The 21,545-nt window shown below is 63.7% G+C and carries 21 protein-coding genes; 6 read left to right on the top strand and 15 right to left on the bottom strand.

Features of this window, described 5'->3' with window-relative positions; translation table 11 throughout:
• The first annotated feature begins 111 nt into the window (after nucleotides 1-111).
• A complete protein-coding gene (locus ASN89_RS13015; RefSeq protein ID WP_235432974.1) occupies nucleotides 112-1,293 on the top strand; it encodes a S1 family peptidase in 1,182 nt (393 codons plus the stop codon).
• Nucleotides 1,294-1,523: 230 nt separating this feature from the next.
• Nucleotides 1,524-1,802, top strand: a complete 279-nt coding sequence (locus ASN89_RS13010) for a hypothetical protein (protein ID WP_152988556.1) — start codon at nucleotides 1,524-1,526, stop codon at nucleotides 1,800-1,802.
• A gap of 111 nt (nucleotides 1,803-1,913) precedes the next feature.
• Here ASN89_RS13010 and ASN89_RS13005 read toward each other — a convergent pair whose 3' ends face one another.
• The 7 genes from ASN89_RS13005 to ASN89_RS12975 form a co-directional block, all read right to left on the bottom strand.
• Nucleotides 1,914-3,350, bottom strand: coding sequence for a catalase (locus ASN89_RS13005; protein ID WP_046685210.1), 1,437 nt, complete (start codon nucleotides 3,348-3,350; stop codon nucleotides 1,914-1,916).
• Nucleotides 3,351-3,632: 282 nt separating this feature from the next.
• Nucleotides 3,633-4,337 carry a tetratricopeptide repeat protein gene (locus ASN89_RS13000; RefSeq protein ID WP_058049542.1) on the bottom strand — a complete coding sequence of 235 codons (705 nt, stop codon included), beginning with the start codon at nucleotides 4,335-4,337 and terminating at the stop codon, nucleotides 3,633-3,635.
• 56 nt (nucleotides 4,338-4,393) lie between these two features.
• Nucleotides 4,394-6,490, bottom strand: a complete 2,097-nt coding sequence (locus tag ASN89_RS12995; protein ID WP_058049541.1) for a bifunctional 2',3'-cyclic-nucleotide 2'-phosphodiesterase/3'-nucleotidase — start codon at nucleotides 6,488-6,490, stop codon at nucleotides 4,394-4,396.
• A gap of 89 nt (nucleotides 6,491-6,579) precedes the next feature.
• Nucleotides 6,580-7,029 (bottom strand): TlpA family protein disulfide reductase, encoded by a 450-nt coding sequence (locus tag ASN89_RS12990; protein ID WP_058049540.1) that lies wholly within the window; start codon nucleotides 7,027-7,029, stop codon nucleotides 6,580-6,582.
• Nucleotides 7,026-7,493, bottom strand: a complete 468-nt coding sequence (locus ASN89_RS12985; protein ID WP_058049539.1) for a DUF3299 domain-containing protein — start codon at nucleotides 7,491-7,493, stop codon at nucleotides 7,026-7,028. The genes ASN89_RS12990 and ASN89_RS12985 overlap by 4 nt, the downstream gene beginning before the upstream one ends.
• 10 nt (nucleotides 7,494-7,503) lie before the next feature.
• Nucleotides 7,504-8,682: an FtsX-like permease family protein gene (locus ASN89_RS12980; RefSeq protein WP_058049538.1), complete on the bottom strand. Its 1,179-nt coding sequence runs from the start codon at nucleotides 8,680-8,682 to the stop codon at nucleotides 7,504-7,506.
• The gene (locus ASN89_RS12975; RefSeq protein WP_058049537.1) at nucleotides 8,679-9,335 is read right to left on the bottom strand and encodes an ABC transporter ATP-binding protein; all 657 of its coding nucleotides are present in this window, start codon (nucleotides 9,333-9,335) and stop codon (nucleotides 8,679-8,681) included. Before ASN89_RS12975 ends, ASN89_RS12980 begins: the two co-directional genes overlap by 4 nt.
• Before the next feature lie 137 nt (nucleotides 9,336-9,472).
• Between ASN89_RS12975 and zigA the strand changes: the two genes are divergently transcribed.
• Genes zigA through ASN89_RS12955 form a run of 4 tightly spaced genes read left to right on the top strand, consistent with a single transcriptional unit; the run spans nucleotide 9,473 to nucleotide 13,064 of the window.
• Nucleotides 9,473-10,699, top strand: a complete 1,227-nt coding sequence (gene zigA, locus ASN89_RS12970) for a zinc metallochaperone GTPase ZigA (RefSeq protein ID WP_058049536.1) — start codon at nucleotides 9,473-9,475, stop codon at nucleotides 10,697-10,699.
• A gap of 18 nt (nucleotides 10,700-10,717) precedes the next feature.
• Nucleotides 10,718-11,716, top strand: coding sequence for a CobW family GTP-binding protein (locus ASN89_RS12965; RefSeq protein WP_058049535.1), 999 nt, complete (start codon nucleotides 10,718-10,720; stop codon nucleotides 11,714-11,716).
• Nucleotides 11,713-12,501 (top strand): hypothetical protein, encoded by a 789-nt coding sequence (locus ASN89_RS12960; RefSeq protein ID WP_058049534.1) that lies wholly within the window; start codon nucleotides 11,713-11,715, stop codon nucleotides 12,499-12,501. The genes ASN89_RS12965 and ASN89_RS12960 overlap by 4 nt, the downstream gene beginning before the upstream one ends.
• A 44-nt stretch (nucleotides 12,502-12,545) precedes the next feature.
• A complete protein-coding gene (locus tag ASN89_RS12955; protein ID WP_058049533.1) occupies nucleotides 12,546-13,064 on the top strand; it encodes a GNAT family N-acetyltransferase in 519 nt (172 codons plus the stop codon).
• A gap of 6 nt (nucleotides 13,065-13,070) precedes the next feature.
• Here the strand turns inward: ASN89_RS12955 and ASN89_RS12950 are convergent, their stop codons facing one another.
• The 8 genes from ASN89_RS12950 to ASN89_RS12915 form a co-directional block, all read right to left on the bottom strand.
• Complete coding sequence (locus ASN89_RS12950; protein WP_034787417.1) at nucleotides 13,071-13,496, bottom strand: Fur family transcriptional regulator; 426 nt, start codon at nucleotides 13,494-13,496, stop codon at nucleotides 13,071-13,073.
• Between the two features lie 103 nt (nucleotides 13,497-13,599).
• Nucleotides 13,600-14,940, bottom strand: coding sequence for an alpha/beta hydrolase (locus ASN89_RS29695; protein ID WP_058049532.1), 1,341 nt, complete (start codon nucleotides 14,938-14,940; stop codon nucleotides 13,600-13,602).
• A 108-nt stretch (nucleotides 14,941-15,048) separates the two neighbouring features.
• Nucleotides 15,049-15,927 carry a hypothetical protein gene (locus tag ASN89_RS12940; RefSeq protein ID WP_058049531.1) on the bottom strand — a complete coding sequence of 293 codons (879 nt, stop codon included), beginning with the start codon at nucleotides 15,925-15,927 and terminating at the stop codon, nucleotides 15,049-15,051.
• A 91-nt stretch (nucleotides 15,928-16,018) separates the two neighbouring features.
• Complete coding sequence (locus ASN89_RS12935) at nucleotides 16,019-16,828, bottom strand: transglutaminase family protein (RefSeq protein WP_034748328.1); 810 nt, start codon at nucleotides 16,826-16,828, stop codon at nucleotides 16,019-16,021.
• A complete protein-coding gene (locus tag ASN89_RS12930; protein WP_058049530.1) occupies nucleotides 16,828-17,772 on the bottom strand; it encodes an alpha-E domain-containing protein in 945 nt (314 codons plus the stop codon). Before ASN89_RS12930 ends, ASN89_RS12935 begins: the two co-directional genes overlap by 1 nt.
• The gene (locus ASN89_RS12925) at nucleotides 17,766-19,220 is read right to left on the bottom strand and encodes a circularly permuted type 2 ATP-grasp protein (protein WP_058049529.1); all 1,455 of its coding nucleotides are present in this window, start codon (nucleotides 19,218-19,220) and stop codon (nucleotides 17,766-17,768) included. The genes ASN89_RS12930 and ASN89_RS12925 overlap by 7 nt, the downstream gene beginning before the upstream one ends.
• Nucleotides 19,221-19,393: 173 nt before the next feature.
• Nucleotides 19,394-20,521 (bottom strand): sensor histidine kinase, encoded by a 1,128-nt coding sequence (locus ASN89_RS12920; protein ID WP_058049528.1) that lies wholly within the window; start codon nucleotides 20,519-20,521, stop codon nucleotides 19,394-19,396.
• 83 nt (nucleotides 20,522-20,604) lie between these two features.
• Nucleotides 20,605-21,477: a hypothetical protein gene (locus ASN89_RS12915; RefSeq protein WP_152988555.1), complete on the bottom strand. Its 873-nt coding sequence runs from the start codon at nucleotides 21,475-21,477 to the stop codon at nucleotides 20,605-20,607.
• Nucleotides 21,478-21,545: the final 68 nt, after the last annotated feature.

Raw genomic sequence — 21,545 nt, 5'->3', positions numbered from 1 at the left:
TCGCTGCCGCCGTCGGGATAGGCCAGCCATGTGTCGGCTCGGTTCAATCCAGATCAATACCGGCCCGCGCGGCCCGTCCACACTGGTCTTGCGACGACCCACGAGGAGAACATGATGATAGGCAATGAGAATGGTTTCAGCGCCCCGCCAGGCGGCAGCGGCAGGGGACAAAGCGCGGACGATGAAGAGGCCGTCGGCCAATTTTCCGCCCCCGGCGAAGACGACAATACGATCGAGAGCGCGTCCGTCTCGGACGTGCCCGACGCCTTGAGCGGTGTCAGCATGGAATTGCTGGAAATCAAGCGCAGCATCGAAGACGGCATGCGCCAGTCCATCTCCCAGGTGGGCGGCGTGCGCGCGGCCGATGCCTTCAGCGACGGCGGCAATATCCAGGGCGTGTCCATCGGCCTGGGCGAGGGCGCCAGCGACAGCTCGTCCGGCGAACCGGGCTTGCCAGCCCTGACCCTGTACGTGGCCGAGCCCACTTCCGTGGACCGCGCCAAGGCCGCCATCGTGGGCGCCATGGGCGTGCGCGCCGTGTCCAGCGACAGGGTGCCCGTCAACATCGTCGTCACGGGCGTGATCGATGCGCAACCGCATCGTTTCCGCTTGCGCCCGGCGCCGGGCGGCGTGTCGGTCGGGCATTTCCGCATCACGGCCGGCACCATCGGCTGCCTGGCCGTGGGGCGCAGCGCGCCGCGCAACAGCCGCTTGATGATCCTTAGCAACAATCACGTGCTGGCCAATTCCAACGGCGGCGTCTTTAACGACTGCATCGTGCAGCCTGGCCCCATCGACGGCGGCCGCTGTCCGCAAGACCAGGTGGCCGTGCTCGAGCGCTTCGTGCCCATCAATTTCAGTGGCGGCGTCAATTTTGTCGATTGCGCCACGGGCTGGGCCTGGCCAGACCGCGTGCGTCCCGAACTGGTCTACCTGAGCGGTGGCGTGCCCGCGTACTTCCGCATCAGCAATGCGCTGGTGGCGCCCGCGTTGGGCATGATGGTCGGCAAGTCCGGCCGCACGACGCAATTGACGCAGGGCCGCATCACGGGCCTGGGCGCCACCATCAACGTCAATTACGGTGGCGGCAGGATCGCGTTGTTCCAGGATCAGATCGCCATCACGGGCGTGAGCGGGGCGTTCAGCGCGGGCGGCGATTCCGGTTCGTCCATCTGGACCTGGAACCAGCAGCGCAATCCCGTCGGCCTGCTGTTTGCCGGCGGCGGCAATATTACGTTTGCCAACCAGATGCGGCGGGTGGTGGTGGCGCTCGACATCAATTTGTACACCTGAACGCCGCGAGGACACGGCGTGGCGTTGGCGTCGCGCCGCCTCGTCCTTGTATAACGCTGCTTTTTGCACGATGATGATGGTATGAGGGGCAGCAGTCACGCATGGTTGTGCCCGGCGAAGGGTGCGGCGACGCCCGATGGCCGGGTGTATCATGGAAGGCATCAGGAGGGTGTGTCATGTCAAACAGTAAATTCGCACAATCGCCTCATGGCGTCTTCGAGGACGCTGCCATGCCGTACTTACCGGATGAGGCTAGTGGACGGGGAATGGGGCAATATGCGCCTGCCGCGCCCCAGGGCCGCCTGGAAGCGGCGAAGCGTCGCAACGAGCGGGCGCTGATGGCCATCGACGGCGTGGAAGGTGTCAGCTTGGGGCAGACGGCCGTGGGCAAGGATGCACTCGTCGTGTATCTGCGCGACTCGTCCGTCAAGCGGCGCGTGCCATCGCAGGTCGAGGGCTATCCGGTGGAAACGAGCATCACGGGCCAGATCGATATCCAGCGCTGGTAGGGGGGCGGGCCCGGCAGCTTGGCCACCATGCCGCGGATCGCTGCGGAGGAAGGCCTGTTGCCAGGCCTTCCATGCAGTGTTTGAGCCTGCCTTACCTGGTTTGAGCCTGGCTTATTTGCTCAGGCGGCCGATCGCTTCGGCCACGCCCGCGCCATAGGCGGGGTCGCACAGGGTGCAGTTGCCGATGTGGCGTTGCTTGACTTGCTCGGACGCGCCCGAGATGGCGCGCGCCGTGTTGTCGAACAAGGCTTGCTGCTGCGCCGCGGTCATCAGGCGGAACAGGGCGCGCGGCTGCGAATAGTAATCCTCGTCAACTCTGTGGTTCCAATGGTCGGCCGCGCCTTCGATGCTCAATGGCGGCTCGCGGAAATCGGGCTGCTCGGCCCATTCCTGCTCGCTGTTCGGTTCATAGCCCAGGGTGCCGCCCATATTGCCGTCGACGCGCATCTGGCCGTCGCGGTGGTAGCTGTGGAACGGGCATTTCGGCGCGTTGACAGGGATATGGCTGTGATTGACGCCGAGGCGGTAGCGCTGCGCGTCGCCATACGAGAATAAGCGGCCTTGCAACATCTTGTCCGGCGAAAAGCTGATGCCGGGCACCACGTTGGCCGGGTTGAAGGCTGCCTGTTCCACTTCCGCGAAGTGGTTGTCGGCATTGCGGTTCAGTTCCAGCACGCCCACTTCGATCAGTGGATAGTCGCCGTGCGGCCACACTTTCGACAGGTCGAACGGGTTGAGGTGATACGTGCCTGCCTCTTTTTCTGGCATGATCTGCACGTACAGGGTCCAGCGGGGGAAATCCTTGTTTTCGATGCTCTCGTACAGGTCGCGGTGCGAGCTTTCGCGGTCCTTGCCGACCAGTTCTTCAGCTTCGGCATCCGTCAGGTTTTGAATCCCTTGCTGGGTCTTGAAGGTGAACTTGACCCAGAAACGCTCGTTTTGCGCATTCAGGAAGCTGAAAGTGTGACTGCCGAAGCCATGCATGTGGCGGAAGCTGCGCGGCAAGCCACGGTCGCTCATCACCACCGTGACCTGGTGCAAGGCTTCGGGCAGCGAAGTCCAGAAATCCCAGTTGCTGTTGGCGCTGCGCAAGCCCGTGCGCGGGTCGCGCTTGATGGCGTGATTCAGATCGGGAAATTTCAAGGGGTCGCGCATGAAGAAGACGGGCGTATTGTTGCCGACCAGGTCCCAGTTGCCTTCTTCCGTGTAGAACTTCAGGGCGAAGCCGCGGATGTCGCGTTCCGCGTCCGCCGCGCCCCGTTCGCCGGCCACCGTGGAAAAGCGCGCGAACATCGGCGTTTTCTTGCCCACTTCGCCAAAGATTTTTGCCCGCGTGTAGCGCGTGATGTCATGCGTGACGGTAAACGTGCCGTGCGCGCCGGAACCCTTGGCATGCATGCGGCGCTCGGGGATGACTTCGCGGTCGAAGTGGGCCAGCTTTTCCAGGAACCACACATCTTGCAGCAGGGCGGGGCCGCGTGGACCGGCCGTCTGGATGTTCTGGTTGTCGGGAACAGGCGCGCCAAAGGCGGTGGTCAGCTTTTTCATTGGACTCTTTCTTTCATGGCTAGGCAGAGCAATGGACGCACCGGCGCTACTCAAACACTGGCTGGGTTGAATGAACACTCACCGGGGCTGGTCCAGAGTAAAATTTCTAAAATGCAAACCAGTGTAAACTTTTTTGTGCGGGATGGTTTGCCACTCCGCCCGAGCAAGCTCAGCCGGCGTCCTTGCATCATAAGCGCTGAATAGCTGCCGCTCCCGCACGCTTGCAAGTTGCAAGTATATAAAGGCAGGCTTCGATCACGCCACTGGCCTTTTGCCCAGTTTTTAAAACTTGTTCCAATTATTATGCCGGTGCTCCGTCGCTTCCTTCATCAGGTGGCTGGCGCGCAGCGCGTCGTCCGCTTGCACCGTCATGGCCAGTTCCTGGATGGCGGGCGGGTATTCGTGGTGGGCCGCTTCTTCCAGCAGCGCATGGCCCTTGGCCAGGTCGCGCGGCACGCCGCGGCCCTCGCGGTAGGCGTTGTAGAGCAAAAACATGGCGTGCGGATTGCCCAGCTCGCTCGACTTGGCCAGCCAGTGTGCGGCGATCACGGGGTCTTGCGGCACGCCTTCGCCATTTGCCGCCAGCAGGCCCAGCATCAGTGCCGCCTTGGCGTGGCCTTGCTGCGCCGCTTGCCGGTACCACAGCCAGGCCTGGTCGGGCGTAGCCGCGCGCAGCATCTGGCCCAGCTCGAATGCCGCTTCCGTGTCGCCGGCGCGGGCCGCCTGTTCGAACAGGCTCAAGGCATCGGCGCGGCGTTCGGGACGGGGCTGGTAAATCAGCGCCAGTTCGCGCTCGGCGACGGGCATGTCCTTGCTGGCCCAGCTGCGCACACGGCGCTCGGCCTGGTGGTCGCCCGCCTGGCGCGCATGCATGGCGACGGCTTCGATTTCGGCAGCCGTGGGCGGTGGCGACGACTGGCAGGCGGCCAGGATAGTGGCCAGGACAGGGGCCAGCACGACGGCAGGAAGGGATAGTGCATGTTTCATATTGATCACCTTTCATCAAGACAGGCCGGAACTGTCGCAGTCCCGGCCTGTGGACCTTATTTGCTCAGGTCGATGCGGTACTTGGCGAAACCGCTGGCGTCGAGGCCGCCTTCGGCCGCCACGTTGGCGATGCCGCTGCCTTGCGCCAGCGCCAAATGGCCCGGTGCCGAGCGCAGGATCACGGGGCCGGCCGTGGCCGTCTTGACGAAGCTCCAGCTGCGCGCGCTGCCATTGGCCGCCAACGTCACCTTGCCGCCCTTGGTGCTGAGCGACGCCAGGTAGTTGCTGACCACGGCCTGGTTCGCATCGGGCGACTTGATGATGGTCTTGCTGCCGTCGATGCCAGGCACGGCGCCGCCGCCACCGGCGCGGTAGTCGTTGGTGGCAACGATGAAGTCATCGCCGTCGGCCACGGGCGCGCCCTTGTACGTGAGGTTGACGATGCGGCTGCCCGGCTTTTTCGTCACGTCGATCTGGTACGTCAGCGCATTGTTTTCCGCATAGAACACGTCATAGTTGTAGATCGTGCCATACGACGGCACCAGGTCCTGCTCGACCGTGGTGCTTGGGTCGATCTGGGCAAATTGCCTGGCCGACGTTTCCAGCCATGCTTTCAAGTCCGATCCCTTGATTTTGACGGCTTGCAGGTTGTTATTGCTATACAAATACAAGTCGCCCGGATTGCGCACTTGCAAGCCGACCGGTGCGGCCGGCGTCGCGCCCGCGGCCACGTCCGTGAAGTCGGACGGTCCGTTGCGGCCCGCCTTGAATGGCGCGCTGCACGAGATGACGGGGATATTCTTGTAGCTGGACAAGGTGGCGTCCGTGCTGGTGGCGATGAAATTCTTCACGTAGTCGAGCTGCGCCTGGTTGACCAGCTGGATGGCGCTCACGTCGCCCACCAGCGCGAAATAGGCCGACATCTCGAAATCCGTGCTGATGCCCAGCGGCTGCTTGGCGTAGGCGATGGTGGCCGCGTGCTCGGTGGCAACGAGCGGTGCGATGGCCGGGTCGGCTTTCACGAGGGTCGTGCCATCCGTGTACTTGAAGCCCCGCGATTCCACCGTCGTCTTGGCCGACTGCACCACCCATTTTCCACCCTGATACACCATCGTCAGCTTGATGATGCCCAGGCGGCGGCCCCAGCTTTGCGCCATGACGGTCGGCACGCCATTGACGAAACCGTTGACGGCGTCGATCTTGGCGCTGGCGGGGAAAGCGGCAAACGAGGCGTCCAGCGCGGCCGCGCCTACTTCCTTGCCTTTCGGGAAGATCAGATGCGAGTGGCCGATCATCAGCGCGTCGATGCCCGTGGTGGTCAAATGATAGCTGCCGTTTTCCATCTTCGGGCTGTAGGCGCTCGTGTCCAGGCCGCCATGCGACAGGGCCACGACGAGGTCGGCGCCCTTGTTGCGCAATTCCGGCACGTACTGTTTTGCCGCTTCCTGCACGCCCGTCACGCTGACCTTGCCAGCGAGTACTTTCTGGTCCCATTCAAGGATTTGCGGCGGCACAAAGCTCAGCACGCCCACATTGATTTTGACGGTCAGCTTGCTGCCATCGGGCGCCGTGGCGGCGAAGTCGCGCGGCAGCACAGTGTAGGGCTGGAAGATGGGCTTGCCGCTGGACACGCCGACAACATTGCTCAGTACGGAAGGGAAGGCGGGCGCGCCGCACGTGCCCGTCGGCTTGGCCACGCCGGGAATGCCGAAATCCGTGTTGGTGATCTGGCTCAGGTAAGACAAGCCGTAGTTGAATTCATGGTTGCCCATGCCGCCCGCGTCGTACTTCAGCGCGTTCATTGCCTTGTGCACGGCCAGGGTGCCGCTGCACGGCACTGGCGCGGCCACAGCCTGCAGGTCGGCCAGCAAGGTGCCCTGGATGACGTCGCCATCGTCAAGCAGCACGTTGTTCGGATTTTCCGCGCGCGCCGCCTGGATCAGGGTCGACGTGCGCTCCAGGCCCAGGCTCGTGTCTTCGGCCAGCGCATAATAGTTATAGCTCAAGACGTTCGAGTGGATATCGGTGGTTTCCAGCAATGCCACGGTGACCGTCGTGCCCTCGGGAATGGCCGGCGCCGTATTCGAACTGCCGTTGCAAGCAACGAGACCCGCACTTGCCAGCGCCGCCAGCATGACCCTATTTGTTTTCATTACCGCCCTCGGAAAGATTCAAAGGACGCGACTGTAACGCCGCCATGTGACGCGGCGATGACAGCCGTGCAAGGCGCATGGATACAGGCTTACGCGCAGGTGGCCAGGGCCTTGGCCAGCCAGGCCGCATCGATGGGGCCCAGGCGCCGCGTGCAGATTCGATGTTGAGAAGTCAGAATCACTGTGTACGGCAAGCCCTTGATTTGATTGCCAAAGATGGGCAGGAGAGTGGACGAAGCCAGGGCCTGGGGATAGCTGGCCCGATGCTGCCGCAGGAACGCTTGCGCGGCCGCCCGCGTGTCCATGGCGATGCCGATGAAGGGCAAGCCGGGCTGGCGGGCGGCGTGGGCATTCAATATCGGCAGTTCCCGGATGCACGGCTGGCAGTTGCTGGCCCAGAAGTTCAGCACCACGGCCTGGCCCTGGAACTGGCCGAGCTTCAGGCGGCCATCGCCATCGAGCCGGGCCAAGTCAAAGGACAACGGCGCGGCAGTTGCCTGGCCGGCCAGCAACAGCAATAGCGCCGGCCAGCGCGTCATTGCGGCACCACGGCCGCGTCCGTCATGCGGTAATACAAGCCCATGGGGTCGCTGGCCAGCACTTTCAGCTTGCCTTGCACGATGAAGGGCGCATAGCTGAATTTCACGGCTGTGCGGCTTTTGATCTCCACCACGCCCTCCGGGCCGGCCGGCAGGCAAAATGGGCAGCTGGCCGAGGTGATTGTCAGCAGGAAGTGTTTCTGCTTTTGCCCCGGTTCCAAGGGCATCATGAAACCTTGCACTTTCACGTCCGTGTTGTCGAGTGCGCTGATTTCCGGCGTGTATTTCGGCACCATGCGGCCTTTTTTTCCCTTGACGGTGGTGGCCTGGCCCAGCAGTTTCCACGACACGACGCCGGGCAAGTCCGTCAAGGGAGCGAAGAACGAGGGTGGCTCGTCGGCGGGGGCGGCGCAGGCAGATCCGGCCAGCAGCAGTCCAGCGCTCAAGATCATGATTTTCAACATTTTTTTCCTTTCAGGGGCGCGCCAGGGTGGCGGCGATATCGGTGCGGTAGGCGCGCGCGGCGGGAATGGCGGCGGCCAGCAAGCCGACGGCCACGGCGATGACGGGCAACCACGCTTCACCGGGCGCGACGCGCCACGCTTGCAGATTCAGTTGCTGCATCGATTCCAGCAAGCCAACACCGGCATGGCCCAGCAGCCAGCCTAGCGCCGCGCCCGTCAAGGACAGCAGCAAGCCTTGCGCCAGCAGCAAACGCAGCAGTTTTGCGGGCGAGGCGCCCAAGGTGCGCAGGATGGCCAGGTCAGTCTTGCGCTCTTCCAGCGCGCCGTACAGGGCCACGAACAGCGACAGGGCCGCCACCAGCAGCACGCCGGCGGCAATTGCCCGCAACACATCGATGCCGACGCCCAGCAAATTGAACAGCCGTGCCGCCTCGAAAGCGGGCTGGGCCGCTTGCAGGCGCGGCTGCCCATTCACCCAGCGCGGCAGGCTGATGGCGGCCAAAGGAGACGCGTATTGCACCAGCACGGCCGTCAGTTCGCGTTCAGGTGCGGCCGCCACCGGTTCATCGGGGTCCGTTTCGTGCACTTGCCACACGGAAGCGACAGGCGTGATGATCAATCGGTCGAGCACGGTGCCCGTGGGCATCAAAATACCCGTCACCGTGTAGGGGGCGTGGTCGTGCACTTCGCCGCCGGAAGCCAGGCCGTGCGAGCCGGCAAAGCGGGCGCCGAGGGTGGCGCCCGTTTCGCGGGCCGCCTGGGCGCCGAACACGGCTTGCATCGGCTGCGTGAACAACTTGCCTTGCGCCAGGTGCGCGCCATAGTGGCCCAGCAGCGCCGTGGTGCTGCCGGCGATGCGAAAACCGTGGAAATTGTCGCCTAGCGCGAGCGGGATCGCCGATTGCACCAGCGGCTGCGCGGCCAGCGCCGCCAGCGCGCTGTCGGGAATGTTGCCGGTCGGAATATCGGCGTGATACACGGACGACAGGATCAGTTGCAAGGGCGAGCCTTTCGCGCCCACCACGAGGTCGATCCCTTGCGCATCGCGTTCGGCGTGTTCTTCCAGCTGGCTGGATACGCCGAGTATGAAGGTCATCATGGCGATGCCGATGGCCACCAGCAGCAGGTTCAGGCTGGACGCCAGCGGCTTGTGGCGCAGGGCGCGCCAGGCCAGGGTGGCCGCGTTCATGCCGTCACCCGCGTACCTGGCAGGCGCAGCACGAGCGCATCGGGCAAGGCGGCCAGTACCCTCGCATCGTGGCTGGCAATCACCAGCGAGGCGCGGGCCTGCGCGGCTTGCCCGGCCAGCAGGTGCACGACGGCGGCGCAGGCGTCGTCGTCGAGGTTGGCCGTCGGTTCGTCAGCCAGTATCAGTTGCGGGCGCATGAAGAGCGCGCGCGCGATGGCGGCCCGTTGCCGCTGGCCGCCGCTCAAGGCATACGGATAGGCATCGAGCTTGCCAGCCAGGCCCAGCTGTCCCAGCAGGCTGGCCGCACGGGCCCGATCGGGCCGTTGGCCGCTGGCGTAGGCGGGCAGCAAGACATTATCGAGCACGTTCAAGCTTGGCACGAGCGCCAGTTGCTGGGGCAGCAAGCCGATGACGCGGCCGCGCCAGCTGTCGCGCTGGCGCGGTGTGAGGCCGGGCAGGGACGTGCCCGCCACGTCGAGGCGGCCCGCCTGGGGCGCCAGGATGCCCGCCAGCAAATGCAACAAGGTCGATTTGCCGGAGCCGGATGGCCCCAGCAGCAGCGCGTGCCGCCCGGCGGGCAGGTGGAAGTCGGCGATGTCGAGCACGGGGCTGGCTGGATCATAGCCATAGGTCAGTGAGGCGAGGTGGAGCATGGAATTCTTTCGGGAGTCAGGCTGGCAAAGATTGCTGCACAAATGCAACTTAGCTGCATTATAATTCAAACGCAATAGACTTGCATTTAAAATCCAAGGTCTATTGTTTCCCTCAATTGCCCATCCGAAAGATACTCATGACCCAGCGCAAACTCCCCGTCACCGTCCTGTCCGGCTTTCTCGGCGCCGGCAAGACCACCTTGCTCAACCACATCTTGCGCAACCGCGAAGGCAAGCGCGTGGCCGTCATCGTCAACGACATGAGCGAAGTCAATATTGACGCCTCGCTTGTCAGGGATGGCGCCGCAGCGGCTGGCGCGGCCCTGTCGCGCACGGAAGAAAAACTCGTGGAAATGTCGAACGGCTGCATCTGCTGCACCCTGCGCGACGATCTGTTGCTGGAAGTGCGGCGCCTGGCCGCGGAAGACCGCTTCGATTACCTGTTGATCGAATCGACGGGCGTGGGCGAGCCGATGCCAGTGGCCGCCACCTTCGACTTCGAAGACGAGCACGGCGACAGCCTGAACGACGTGGCGCGCATCGACTGCATGGTCACCGTCGTCGACTGCGCCAACCTGCTCAACGATTTCCACAGCGAAGACAGCCTGGAGCAGCGCGGCGAGATCGCGGGCGAGGGCGACGACCGCCAGCTGGCAAACTTGCTCACGGAACAGATCGAGTTTGCCAATGTCATTGTCCTTAACAAGGTCGACATGGTCGATGCGGCCGAGCGCCTGCGCGTGCTGGCTGTCATCAAGGCCCTCAATCCCGGCGCGTGCATCATCGAAACCAACCAGTCCGTCGTGCCGCTCGATGCCATCTTGGGCACGAATCTGTTCGACCTGGAGCAGGCGGCCGCCATGCCGGGCTGGGCCCAGGAGCTGGCAGGCGTGCACACGCCGGAGACGGACACCTATGGCATCAGCAGCTTTGTTTACCGCGCGAAAGAGCCGTTCCATGCGCAGCGCCTGCACGATTACATTGCCCAGCCGATCAAGGGCGTGGTGCGCAGCAAGGGCTATTTCTGGCTGGCCAGCCGTCCCGAATGGGTGGCCAGCCTGTCCGGCGCGGGCAAGCTGATGAATATTGAACCCGTGGGCCTGTGGTGGGCGTCCGTGCCCAAGGAGCGCTGGCCAACGGATGCGGCCTCGCTGGCGGAAGTTAAAGCGGGCTGGAGCGAGATGTATGGCGACCGCTACCAGGAGCTTGTCTTCATCGGCCAGGACATGGACCAGGCCGCCATCGAGGCGGACTTGAGGAAATGCCAACTTAACTACACGGAAACGCGCCAGGGCATGGCCGCCTGGCGCAAGCTGCCCGACCCGTTCCCCCAATGGCAGCGCATGGAAGAAGTCGAAGACTAACTTTAACAGGAACACAACATGACAGAACTGATCCCCGTTACCATCATCACGGGTTTTCTCGGCAGCGGGAAAACCACCTTGCTCAAGCGCATATTGCAGGGCGATCACGGCGTGCGCATCGCCGTGATCGAAAACGAGTTCGCCGCCGAAAGCATCGACCATGGCTTGCTGGTGCAAGACAGCGACGAGCAGATCGTGGAAATGAACAATGGCTGCATCTGCTGCAGCGTGCGTGGCGATCTGATCCGCATCCTGGGCGAATTGCAGGCCAAGCGTCAAGCCGGAACCATCGCGTTCGACCACGTGATCATCGAAACGACGGGCCTGGCCGCGCCTGGTCCCGTGGCGCAAACCTTCTTTGCGGAACCGGCCGTCAGCGAGTACTACATGCTCGACGCCATTTTGACGGTGGTCGACGCACGCCATGCGCAGCAGCAATTGACGGGGCACAAGGAAGCGCAGGAGCAGGTGGGCTTTGCCGACCGCATCCTGCTGTCGAAGACGGACCTGGTCAGCAAGGACGAGCTGGCCGCGCTGCGCCAGCGCCTGGTCGCCATCAATGGCCGCGCCGGCATACAGAAAGTGAGCTTCGGCAATGTGCCGCTGCGCGACATCCTGAACATCCGTGGCTTCAACTTGAACGCCATCGTCGAGCTGGAGCCGGATTTCCTAGGGGAAATGGGCCACCGCCATGGCGACGGCGTGCAATCGTTCGTCTACCACCAGTCCCAGCCCCTCGATCTGCTGCAGGTGGAAAATTTCCTCGATGCCGTGGTGCAGCTGTTCGGCACCCAGCTGATGCGCTACAAGGGCATTTTGCACGTGGCCGATCTGGATTGCCGCGCCGTGTTCCAGGGCGTGCACATGCTGATGGGCTCGGAGCTGGGCGCGCCGTGGCGCGACGGCGAGACGCGCGCCAGCAAGATCATCTTTATCGGCCGCGACTTGCCGCAGGATATGCTGATCCGGGGCCTGGACCGTTGCGTGCTGGCCAGCGTAAGCGAGGTGGCGGCATGAGCGTGGAAGCGGGCTTGCCCGCCCTGGCGCTGATCTTTCTCCTTGGCATGCGCCATGGTCTGGAACCGGACCACCTGGCCGCCGTCGATGGATTGACCCTGCGCAGCCAGGCCGCCGCGCCGCGCTGGGCACCATGGATGGGTGCGCTGTTTGCGCTGGGGCATGGCGTCACCGTGCTGGCCATCGTGGCTGTCGCCGCCGTGGCGTCGCAGCAATTTACACCGTCGGAGGCCGTGTTCGGCTGGCTGGAATGGCTGCCGATCGCCTTGCTGCTGCTCATTGCCGCCATGAATGCGCGCAGCTTGCTGGCTGGCGCGCAACTGGCCGAGGTGCGCGGCCGGCTGCTGCCGCGCTCGCTGCGGGGCGCATCGGGGCCGCTGGCCGCCATCCTTGTCGGCATGCTGTTCGCGCTGGTCTTCGACACGGCCCTGCAGGCGGCTGCCTGGGGCTATGCGGCCGTCGCGCTGGGCGGCATGCAGCCGGCCTTGCTGACCGGTCTGGTGTTTGCCGTGGGCATGGGCGTGACGGATACCTTCGATGGCTGGGTCACGGCAAAGGTCATGCGCACGGGCCAGGCAGAGATCGTGCGTGCGTTCCGGCGCCGCCTGGGCTGGCCCATCGTCGCCATCTGCGTGGCCATGGCTGGCACCATGGCGGCCGGCAAGCTTGACCCGGCGTGGAGCTTGCCGGAAAGCTGGACGGCGGCGCTGGGCGCGGCCATGGTATTGCTGATGGCGGCCCTGTACGGCTGGACCTTGCTGGGATTGCGCCGCGTGCGTGCCTGAGCTGGAGGCGTGGGTATAATGGAAAAAAACTGCCGGATTCCACCATGCCCGCACCCGAGATCGTCATCCGCCTGCTGACGCCAGCAGACACCCCCGCCTTTTGCGCGCTGCGCCTGCGCGCCATCCTCGATTCGCCCAGCTCGTTTTCCTCGTCGCGCGAGGATGAGCTGGCGCGCACGCCGCAAGAACATGCGCAGCGCATTGCCGGGGGCGCCTTTCAGCGCGGCTTTGGCGCCTTCGATGGCGAACGTCTCGTCGGTTTTGCCGGATTGCAGCGCGAAAGGATGCGCCAGTTGTCGCACAAGGCCTTGCTATGGGGCGTGTTTGTCGATGTGACGCAGCGGGGCAAGGGCGTGGCGCGGCGCCTCGTGAACGCCTGCATCGAACAGGGCGAGATGGACCCTGCCATCATGCAAGTGCACTTGAGCGTGAATGCGGAAAACAATGCCGCCTTGCGGCTGTATGAATCGCTGGGATTTATCGCCTATGGCACGGAGCCGCGCTCGATGCGCGTGGGCGAACTATTTTATGACGAGCATCACCTGGCCTTGCTGCTCAAGTGACACCCGCTATTTGCAGCGCGGGCACAGGCCCTTGATCAGGTAATCGACTTCGCCGCCGCTGAAACCTTCCGGCAACAGCACGGGCGGCGGCAGCTTGACTTCGTTGAAACAGGTAACGTTCGCGCATTTGGTGCACTGGAAGTGCGCGTGCTCGTGCGCCTGGTGGCCGGCGCCCGCGCTGAAGCGCCACACCTGGTCGGCGCCGGCGATGCGATGCACCAGTTCATTTTCCGTCAGCCATTCCAGTACCCGGTACAGGGTGACGGAATCGATATCGCTGTCCTGCGACAGCGCCTGCTGGATTTCATGGTGGGTCAGCGAACGGCTTTGCGCCATTAAAAAGTCGAGCACCTTCACGCGCGTCTTGGTGACGCGGGCGTTGGTGTTGCGGATCAGCGATTCGGCTTGCGGTGTAGAAGATGATGTCAACATGATAGGCCTGCTTGCGGGGGATCGGCTGGCGGCGTCATCGCCGTGCCTGTTGCCACCCTATGGGCCGTATCTTAGCATGCGTGCCGCTCCCGATGGAACGGCGTCACGGTTTGAACGTCCAATAGCGGCCGGCCGCCGTGTCGACGGGGTCGAGAAAGCGCTGGTCGGCGCGCGCATGGTTGCGTATCAGATAAAACATGTCGGACAGGGCGGAGCGCTTTTCCGCGAAATACGTGTGTTTCATGAAGCTCGTGTCGACCCCGGTCGCGTCGATGGTTTCCACGCCCGCCACGATCAGCATGCCGGCGCCGCTGTCGCCCGCGCGCGCGTAGCCGTGCACGGCCTTCGAGGCGGCCAGCGCCAGGTCTTGCGACGAGGCATACAAAGTGACGGGGTTGCGCGCGCCGGCCAGTTTCGGCGCGATATCGTGCTTGAAGATGGCCGCGTCGATATCGGGTGCGGAGAGGATGATTTCCGTGATCTTTTGCGCCAGCTGCGGCTGCGCGGCCAGCAAGTCGGCCACGGCCCGCGCCAGGCCCCGGCTGCCCATGCTGTGTCCCACCAGATAGACTTGCGCCGCGTCCGTGTTGGCGAGAAAGTCGGCCAGGAAGGCCGTGATGTGGGGCGTGCTCCATTCGATATTGTTTTCATCGATGGTGTAGCCGGCCACTTCGCCACGCGACGGCCAGCTGTAGAACACGGGCGCGCCATCGAAACCGAGGTCATAGGCCATCTGTCCCGTGCGCCGCGCCGCATCCTCGAAACTCACGTTGTAGCCGTGCACGAAGACAAAGGCGCTTTTATCGGCCGAGGCGCGGATCTGGGTTTTGAGTGCGGCAAAGAAATTGTCGCGGTCCTGCACCTCGGCGGACAGCACCACCACGTGCTTGGCCGGGTCGTCGCGAAATTCCAGGCGCCACAGCGATGGCGATTCCAGCTGGCCCATGCGGTGGTCGCGGGGGATGCTGATGTCGCAGCTGCCATAGCTGAGCGGGCCATTGCCTCCCAGGATGTTGCGTTCGCCGCTGAAGCGCTGGGCCGGCGGCTTGCCCACGTCGCGCTGGCGGTCCGTGGCGAAATACACTTTGACGACGGCATAGTTCGACACGACGGCGCCTTTATCGGCCGGGGCGGGCGCGGCTTCCACGTCGGGTACCTGGGGCAAAGGCCGCTGCACCGCGTCGAGCAAGCCTTGCGCGGCAAACAAAGTTTCCATGTCGTCCGGCACTTTCGCGCTAGCCAGGGCGGCCGACAGGGCCAGTTGCAACTGGGTATTGGCAGGCTCGGCTTCCAGCGCGGCGATGGCGGCCAGGATGGCGGCGGCGCTGTCGAACTTGGCGATGGCCTGCTTGAGCCGCTCATAGTGGCTGGCGACGGCTTCGGGCGCGTGGCCGGGCGCGCCATGCCCGATGGCCGCCACGACAGCGGAAGTGATCAAGTCCATGCGCCACCTGCCTTTCAGGTCAATCTGGATTAAATGTCAATCCATATTGCCATAAAAGCACGCGAAAAGCGACTTGTCCAGCGGCGCGCACAGCGGGCCTGTGGCCGGTCAATGCTGCTTGTCGTCGCTGAACTGCTGCGCCAGCGATTGCAGGGGCGCCACGGTCAGCCCGCCGCGGCTCACGTGTTCGGGGATGGTCACGCGCACGGGCTTGCTGTGCATGTTGGCGGACGACAGCACGTTCGTCGTCGTCTCGGGCGCCGCATTCCACACGGGATCGACGATGCCTTCGAACACATGTTTCAATTGTTCGCCCCACGTGTCGCGGATCATGCGGAAATACTGGTTCTTTTCATCGATGGTGACGAAGCGCGTGACGGCCAGGCTGCCTGTCTCGTAGACGAGCAGGTCGAGCGGCAAGCCGACGGAAATGTTCGAGCGCAAGGTCGAATCCATGGAGATCAGCGCGCACTTGGCCGCCTCGTCCAGGCGCGTGAACGGATTGACGACCCGGTCGATGATGGGCTTGCCATATTTCGCTTCTCCGATCTGGAAATACGTGTTTTCATCGTGCGATTCGATGAAATTGCCGGCCGAATACACCTGGAACAGGCGGCAGCGCTCGGCGCCTATCTGCCCGCCCAGAATGATGCTGACGTTGAAATCGATGCCGCAGTCGGCCAGGGCTTTCGCTTCGCGCAGGTGCACGGTGCGCACGGCTTCGCCAACGATACGGGCCGCATCGTACATGCTGGCCACGTTCCAGATGCTGCGTCCGTCCGCATCCACGTGTTCGGAAACGATCTGGCGGATCGCCTGCGAGATCGACAAATTGCCGGCCGTCATCAGGACCAGCATGCGGTCGCCCGGGTTTTCGAACACGCTCATCTTGCGGAAGGTGCCCACCTGGTCCACGCCGGCGTTGGTGCGGGAGTCGGACAGGAAGACCAGGCCTTCGTTCAGGCGCATGCCTATGCAATAAGTCATCGTCGTAAATCAAATCAAAAGGGGAAGCATTTTACACCAGCCGGGCCCGGCATACCGCCGGCAAGGCCCGGCCAGCCTCATTCCTGCCTGTTTACACGGGCACGATCTGCACATCGACTCTTAACGTTTCCGTGCCGCCACCCTGGCGCACGCCGCGCACGGGGGCCGCCGAATCGTAATCGCGCCCGATGGCCAGGCGGCAATACGCATCCGTCATCAGCCGCGCATGCGTGACGTCGATGCTGACCCAGCCCGCGAAATCCGTGTCTTCGGCCCACGCGTCGACCCAGGCATGGCTGGCCGCGTGCCCTGTCGTGCCCGGATCGATATAGCCGGACACATAGCGTGCCGGGATGCCCCAGGCGTGGCAGCAGGCGAGGAACAGGTGGGCGTGATCCTGGCACACGCCGCGTCCCAGGGCCAGCGCGTCGCCGGCCGTCGTGGTGACCATGGTGGCGCCGCTTTCATACGCGACCTTGCCGACGATGTGCTCGGCCAGGCGCAGCAGATGGCCCGTGCCCGCGGTCACGCTCCGGTCCGGCAGGCTGGCGGCCGCCAGGTCGAGGATGGCGGGATCGGCCTGCGTCAGCGGCGTCGGCATGGTAAACAACAGCGGCGACAGGGTATCGATCAGGTTCAGCCGTCCCTTGTGCGGGTAGATGGTTTCCACCACGCCATGCGCCACCAGGCTCAGGGAGTGATGGCTGCCGTTAATCGTCAGCATGTGCGACAAGTTGCCGTAGGCATCCGTGTAGGCGTGGCACTGGCCCGGCGTCGTGATTTGCCAGGACAGGGCCCGCTGCTGCGGTTCGATACGCGGCGTCAGATGCAGCTGCTGGATGGTGTAGGCCAGCGGCGCACTGTAGGCGTAATGGGTTTCGTGGCGGATGGTGAGCTGCATCAGGCCGCCAAGGGAACAAGGAAGTCGCGGCTGACCCGGTTGCCCAGGTCATTGATGTTTTCTAGAAACTCCGTCAGGGTCAGATGCAAGCCCGCCTTCATGATGTCGTCGATATGGCCGAATTTCAGTTCCGCGTGCAATTTGCCGGCGAAGCGCTCCGTATCGGCCGAGACATCGTTGCGGATATGTTTCAGGTTTTCCACCACGTCATCCATGCAGGCCAGGAGCGACCTGGGCATGTCCCCGCGCAGCATCAGCAATTCCGCCACCCGTTCCGGGGTGATCACGTCGCGGTAGACCTTGCGGTAGATCTCGAAGCCCGAGACGGAGCGCAGCAGGGCCGCCCAGTAATAAAAGTCGCGCTGGGTGATGTCTTTCGACGTGTCGCGCGCGCCGTGGAATTTCACGTCGAGGATGCGCGCCGTGTTGTCGGCCCGCTCAAGGAAGGTGCCCAGGCGAATGAAGTGGATGGCCTCGTCCTTGAGCATGGTGCCTAAAGTGACGCCGCGCGACAGGTGCGAGCGGTACTTGACCCACTCGAAGAACTGGCTGGGATCCGTTTCCAGCAGATTGCTTTTCAAACGCTTCTGCATGTCGAGCCAGGTGGCGTTCTGGATTTCCCACACTTCCGTCGTCAAAGTCCCCCGCACGGCGCGGGCGTTTTCGCGCGCCCCCGTCAGGCAGGCGAGGATGGACGACGGGTTGTTCGGGTCGCGCACCATGAAGTCGAGCACGTCGCGCGTGTGGAAACTGCCATATTTGTGGTCGTACGCGCTTTGCAGCTCGGAAATACCCAGGGTGGCGCGCCAGCCTTGCTCCGCGTCCTGCTCGGACTGGGGCAGCATGGAGGTCTGCATGTTGACGTCGAGCATGCGCGCCGTGTTTTCCGCCCGCTCCGTGTAGCGGGCCATCCAGAACAAATGATCGGCGGTGCGGCTCAGCATGTTTTCTCTCCTGCAAAAGCGGAAGTGGCTTCCAGTACCCAGGTGTCCTTGGTGCCGCCTCCCTGCGAGGAGTTGACCACCAGCGAGCCTTCACCGAGCGCCACGCGGGTCAGGCCGCCGGGCACCATGGAAATCGTCTTGCCGGATAGCACGAATGGGCGCAAATCGATGTGGCGCGGCGCAATGCCGGCTTCGACATACGTGGGGCAGGCGGACAGTGCCAAGGTCGGCTGGGCGATGTAGCCGCCCGGATTGGCCAGCAGGCGCTGGCGGAAATCCTCGATTTGCGCGGCGCTGGACGCCGGCCCCACCAGCATGCCGTAGCCGCCCGCGCCATGCACTTCCTTGACGACAAGTTGCGCCAGGTTCGCCAGCACGTAGGACAAATCGGCGCTCTTGCGGCACTGGTATGTGGGTACGTTGTTGAGTATCGGCTCTTGCGAAAGATAAAACTTGATCATGTCGGGTACAAAAGGATAGATCGACTTGTCGTCGGCCACGCCCGTGCCGATGGCGTTCGCCAGAGTCACCCGGCCGGCGCGGTACAGGGACAGCAGGCCCGGCACGCCCAGGGACGAGTCGGAACGGAAGGCCAGCGGGTCGAGGAAGTCGTCGTCCACACGGCGGTAGATCACGTCGACTCTCTTAGGACCGCGCGTCGTGCGCATGTAGACGGAATTGTCGTTGACGAACAGATCCTTGCCTTCCACCAGTTCCACGCCCATCTGCTGGGCCAGGAAGGCGTGCTCGAAATAGGCGGAGTTGTACATGCCGGGCGTCATGACGACGACCGTGGGGTCATCGACGCCCATGGGCGCGACGGAGCGCAGGTTGTCGAGCAGCATGTCCGGGTAATGGTCGACGGGCGCGATGCGGTTGCGCGCGAACAGTTCCGGGAACAGCCGCATCATCATCTTGCGGTCTTCCAGCATATAGGATACGCCGGACGGCACGCGCAGATTGTCTTCCAGCACATAGAATTCGCCCTGGCCCGCGCGCACGATGTCGACGCCGGCGATGTGGGCGTAAATGTCGGAGGCGACGGAAATGCCCTGCATTTCCGGGCGGTACTGGGCATTCTTGTAGATTTGCTCGGCAGGAATGATGCCCGCCTTGATGATGTTTTGCTCATGATAAATATCATGGATAAACATGTTCAAGGCTTGCACGCGCTGCACCAGGCCCGTCTGCATCTGCGCCCATTCGGCGGCGGGGATGATGCGGGGGATGGTGTCGAACGGAATCAGGCGTTCCGTGCCGGCATCGTCGCCGTAGACGGCGAACGTGATGCCGACCCGGCGGAACGTCAGGTCGGCCTCGGCCCGCTTGCGGGCGATGGTCTCGGGGGATTGCTGCTCCAGCCAGTTGCTGAATTCACGATAGTGTTCACGTACCTTGCTGTCCGTACCCACTTCATTTGCAGTCATTTCATTGAAAAAATTTGCCATGTTGTGATTTCCCTTGAGCCGTGTCTGACTATAGCTCAGCAGAAATCGTGCCAGTGCCGCGCACCCGAAAGTATGTAAAAAATGACCATTTTTGTGGCGTAAAACCGTCATCCGCACCGTATTGGTGCGTTACTGCGCGGAAAGTGCCGGTGTTGGGGCAGGTGGCGGCGAGCTCAAGCGTCCGGCGTGACGAAGGGGCGGCAATCGATGGGCAGGTCGATGGTAAACGTGGTGCCTGTTTCCGGCGCGCTGTCGACCAGCGCGCTGCCGCCATGGCTTTCCGCCACGTTTTGCACGAAAGGCAGGCCGATGCCCCAGCCGGGCGCGCTGCCCTGGCGTTCGCGGCGCAGGTATTCGAAGATGCGCTCGGTTTGCTCCGGCGCAATGGTGCTGCCCGTGTTGTGCACGGTGAGTATCATGCGTTCGCGCAGGGTGTTGATGTGGATATGGATGGGGCCGTCGTCGCCATACTTGAGGGCGTTTCCCACGAGGTTTTCCAGGGCGCGGCGCAGCGAATTTTCGCACCACCAGCCGGTGACGGACGCGCCCGTGACCTCGCACTTGCCTGGATGGCCCGTGTTTACGCTGTCGGCCACCTGGCGCGCCAGCGGCAGGATGTCGAAGCGCTGCAGCACCAGCGGCAGCTTTTGCCCCCGGTGGTAGCTGAGCGTATCGAGCAATTCCTGGATCATGTCGTCGAGGCGCTTGCCGTGTTCGATTATTTTCGAGGCCAGGGCTGGCACGTCGAACTGCTGCGCGCGCCGCTGCAGCAGCTGGGCGCTGTTGAGCATGACGGAGAGGGGATTGCGCATGTCGTGCGACAGGCCAGCGGCGATGCGCCGCTGGAAGCTTTCATGCATGGCCGTAAATTCCAGGATGGCTTCGCGGATGCCCGTATCGATCGAGGCATTGATCACCTTCCAGTCGCGGCGCCGCAGCGGCACGCCCGCGTCGAGGGCCGCATCGGCGAAACAGTCGCGGAAGATCTGGTATTCCTGGATCACTTGTTCCGGGCCATAGCTGGTCATGCGCGCCCGTTCGTTGCCGTGCACGGCCGGAGCGTTGGTGTTGCTGGTGGCATCGTCGCGCGGATAGCCTGGCGTCAGCGCTTCGGCCAGGTTGTCGAAGAAGGCGGGCAAGGTGTTGATCAATATGGGTGTCAGCAGGGCGTCGGCGCCGCGCACCTTGGCGCGCACCTCGTGTTCCCATTGCGTCAGCACGGCATCGCGCATGCTGAAGATGCGCCGCGTACGCGCGGGCATGTCCAGCACGTGCATTTTCTGGTCAGAGGCATAGGTCATCGCAGCTCTCCATCGACAGCACGGCACCCGCGCGGTGAAAAGCGGGAGGTACAGTATCCTCCAAATCGGCGTGCGGGTGGTGTTCAATTCGGCGCGTCGGCGCCTGTCATGACGGCACTCAAATGACCGAGGGCTGTATCCCATTGCTCCAGCGAAAAGTTCTGCGGATCGTCATGGCCATTCGCATAGCCCGTATCGAGCACGGCGTGGAAGGCGGGGATCAGCCACGTGCCCTTGCGCACGCTGGCGGCGACGTACAGCAGGGCCAGCCGCTCGTATTGCGCGGGCGTAAAACCGGGATCGGGCGCCAGCCCGTCGTTGCCCTTGCCGCCGCCGGGCACGGAGTTGCGCGGCTGCACCAGTTCCACGTGCAGAAACAGGCCCGTCAGCGACGGCTTGTCCTTTTCCAGCTTGCTGGCGTAGCTGGCCGTGCCGAAGTCGCGTACGGCCAGGGAATCGCCGAGGCGGTTCACGTACACATGGCCCTTCGGACCGCCGCCCAGCGCGGGGTTACGTAGATTGAAATCGTTGAAATCCCAGCTGGCGTCGTTGATGTGGCCGGGAATGGGTTCCAGCAGGAAATTCGGGTAGCTGGTGTCGTGAATGACGAAATAGCGGGCCATGGGCGCGGCCAACCGGCCCACGGCGCGCGACAGCGGTGCATCGACGGCGCCGCCCACATCCGCTTCGGCGATGCCTTGCTCGGCAAGCCAGGCGCGCAGCTTGGCCGGAGCGATGCCCGTGCGCTGGCCGATGCGGGCGGCAAGAAACTCGGGCAGCGGCGCGCTGTCGCCCAGGCGCGCATACAGTTTCACTGGACGCAGCAAACACGTGGCTTGCGCCCGCGCATCGCCCTGGAAGCCGCTTTTCCAGGCGGCATACGGGCAGGCCGCCTGCTTTTGGGCTGCGGCGGGCAGGGCAGTGGCGATCAGCAATAGCAGGGCAGGGATTCTCATGCGGGCATTGTCGCCGAAGCGCCGCTTGCGGCACAGGCGCGCACGCGAAAAAAAAGCTGCCCGAAGGC

The organism is Janthinobacterium sp. Ant5-2-1, from assembly GCF_001445815.1.
GTDB classification, from domain to species: Bacteria; Pseudomonadota; Gammaproteobacteria; order Burkholderiales; family Burkholderiaceae_D; genus Janthinobacterium; species Janthinobacterium lividum_E.
The sequence above is the reverse complement of the archived record's forward strand: the minus strand, read 5'-3'. Positions and strand labels throughout refer to the sequence as shown.

What these genes read in the sequence shown, in the direction of transcription:
- ASN89_RS13015 (WP_235432974.1), top strand. Translation starts at nt 112, where the DNA reads ATGATGATAGGCAATGAGAATGGTTTCAGCGCCCCGCCAGGCGGCAGC.
- ASN89_RS13010 (WP_152988556.1), top strand. Translation starts at nt 1,524, where the DNA reads ATGCCGTACTTACCGGATGAGGCTAGTGGACGGGGAATGGGGCAATAT.
- ASN89_RS13005 (WP_046685210.1), bottom strand. Translation starts at nt 3,350, where the DNA reads ATGAAAAAGCTGACCACCGCCTTTGGCGCGCCTGTTCCCGACAACCAG.
- ASN89_RS13000 (WP_058049542.1), bottom strand. Translation starts at nt 4,337, where the DNA reads ATGAAACATGCACTATCCCTTCCTGCCGTCGTGCTGGCCCCTGTCCTG.
- ASN89_RS12995 (WP_058049541.1), bottom strand. Translation starts at nt 6,490, where the DNA reads ATGAAAACAAATAGGGTCATGCTGGCGGCGCTGGCAAGTGCGGGTCTC.
- ASN89_RS12990 (WP_058049540.1), bottom strand. Translation starts at nt 7,029, where the DNA reads ATGACGCGCTGGCCGGCGCTATTGCTGTTGCTGGCCGGCCAGGCAACT.
- ASN89_RS12985 (WP_058049539.1), bottom strand. Translation starts at nt 7,493, where the DNA reads ATGTTGAAAATCATGATCTTGAGCGCTGGACTGCTGCTGGCCGGATCT.
- ASN89_RS12980 (WP_058049538.1), bottom strand. Translation starts at nt 8,682, where the DNA reads ATGAACGCGGCCACCCTGGCCTGGCGCGCCCTGCGCCACAAGCCGCTG.
- ASN89_RS12975 (WP_058049537.1), bottom strand. Translation starts at nt 9,335, where the DNA reads ATGCTCCACCTCGCCTCACTGACCTATGGCTATGATCCAGCCAGCCCC.
- zigA (WP_058049536.1), top strand. Translation starts at nt 9,473, where the DNA reads ATGACCCAGCGCAAACTCCCCGTCACCGTCCTGTCCGGCTTTCTCGGC.
- ASN89_RS12965 (WP_058049535.1), top strand. Translation starts at nt 10,718, where the DNA reads ATGACAGAACTGATCCCCGTTACCATCATCACGGGTTTTCTCGGCAGC.
- ASN89_RS12960 (WP_058049534.1), top strand. Translation starts at nt 11,713, where the DNA reads ATGAGCGTGGAAGCGGGCTTGCCCGCCCTGGCGCTGATCTTTCTCCTT.
- ASN89_RS12955 (WP_058049533.1), top strand. Translation starts at nt 12,546, where the DNA reads ATGCCCGCACCCGAGATCGTCATCCGCCTGCTGACGCCAGCAGACACC.
- ASN89_RS12950 (WP_034787417.1), bottom strand. Translation starts at nt 13,496, where the DNA reads ATGTTGACATCATCTTCTACACCGCAAGCCGAATCGCTGATCCGCAAC.
- ASN89_RS29695 (WP_058049532.1), bottom strand. Translation starts at nt 14,940, where the DNA reads ATGGACTTGATCACTTCCGCTGTCGTGGCGGCCATCGGGCATGGCGCG.
- ASN89_RS12940 (WP_058049531.1), bottom strand. Translation starts at nt 15,927, where the DNA reads ATGACTTATTGCATAGGCATGCGCCTGAACGAAGGCCTGGTCTTCCTG.
- ASN89_RS12935 (WP_034748328.1), bottom strand. Translation starts at nt 16,828, where the DNA reads ATGCAGCTCACCATCCGCCACGAAACCCATTACGCCTACAGTGCGCCG.
- ASN89_RS12930 (WP_058049530.1), bottom strand. Translation starts at nt 17,772, where the DNA reads ATGCTGAGCCGCACCGCCGATCATTTGTTCTGGATGGCCCGCTACACG.
- ASN89_RS12925 (WP_058049529.1), bottom strand. Translation starts at nt 19,220, where the DNA reads ATGGCAAATTTTTTCAATGAAATGACTGCAAATGAAGTGGGTACGGAC.
- ASN89_RS12920 (WP_058049528.1), bottom strand. Translation starts at nt 20,521, where the DNA reads ATGACCTATGCCTCTGACCAGAAAATGCACGTGCTGGACATGCCCGCG.
- ASN89_RS12915 (WP_152988555.1), bottom strand. Translation starts at nt 21,477, where the DNA reads ATGAGAATCCCTGCCCTGCTATTGCTGATCGCCACTGCCCTGCCCGCC.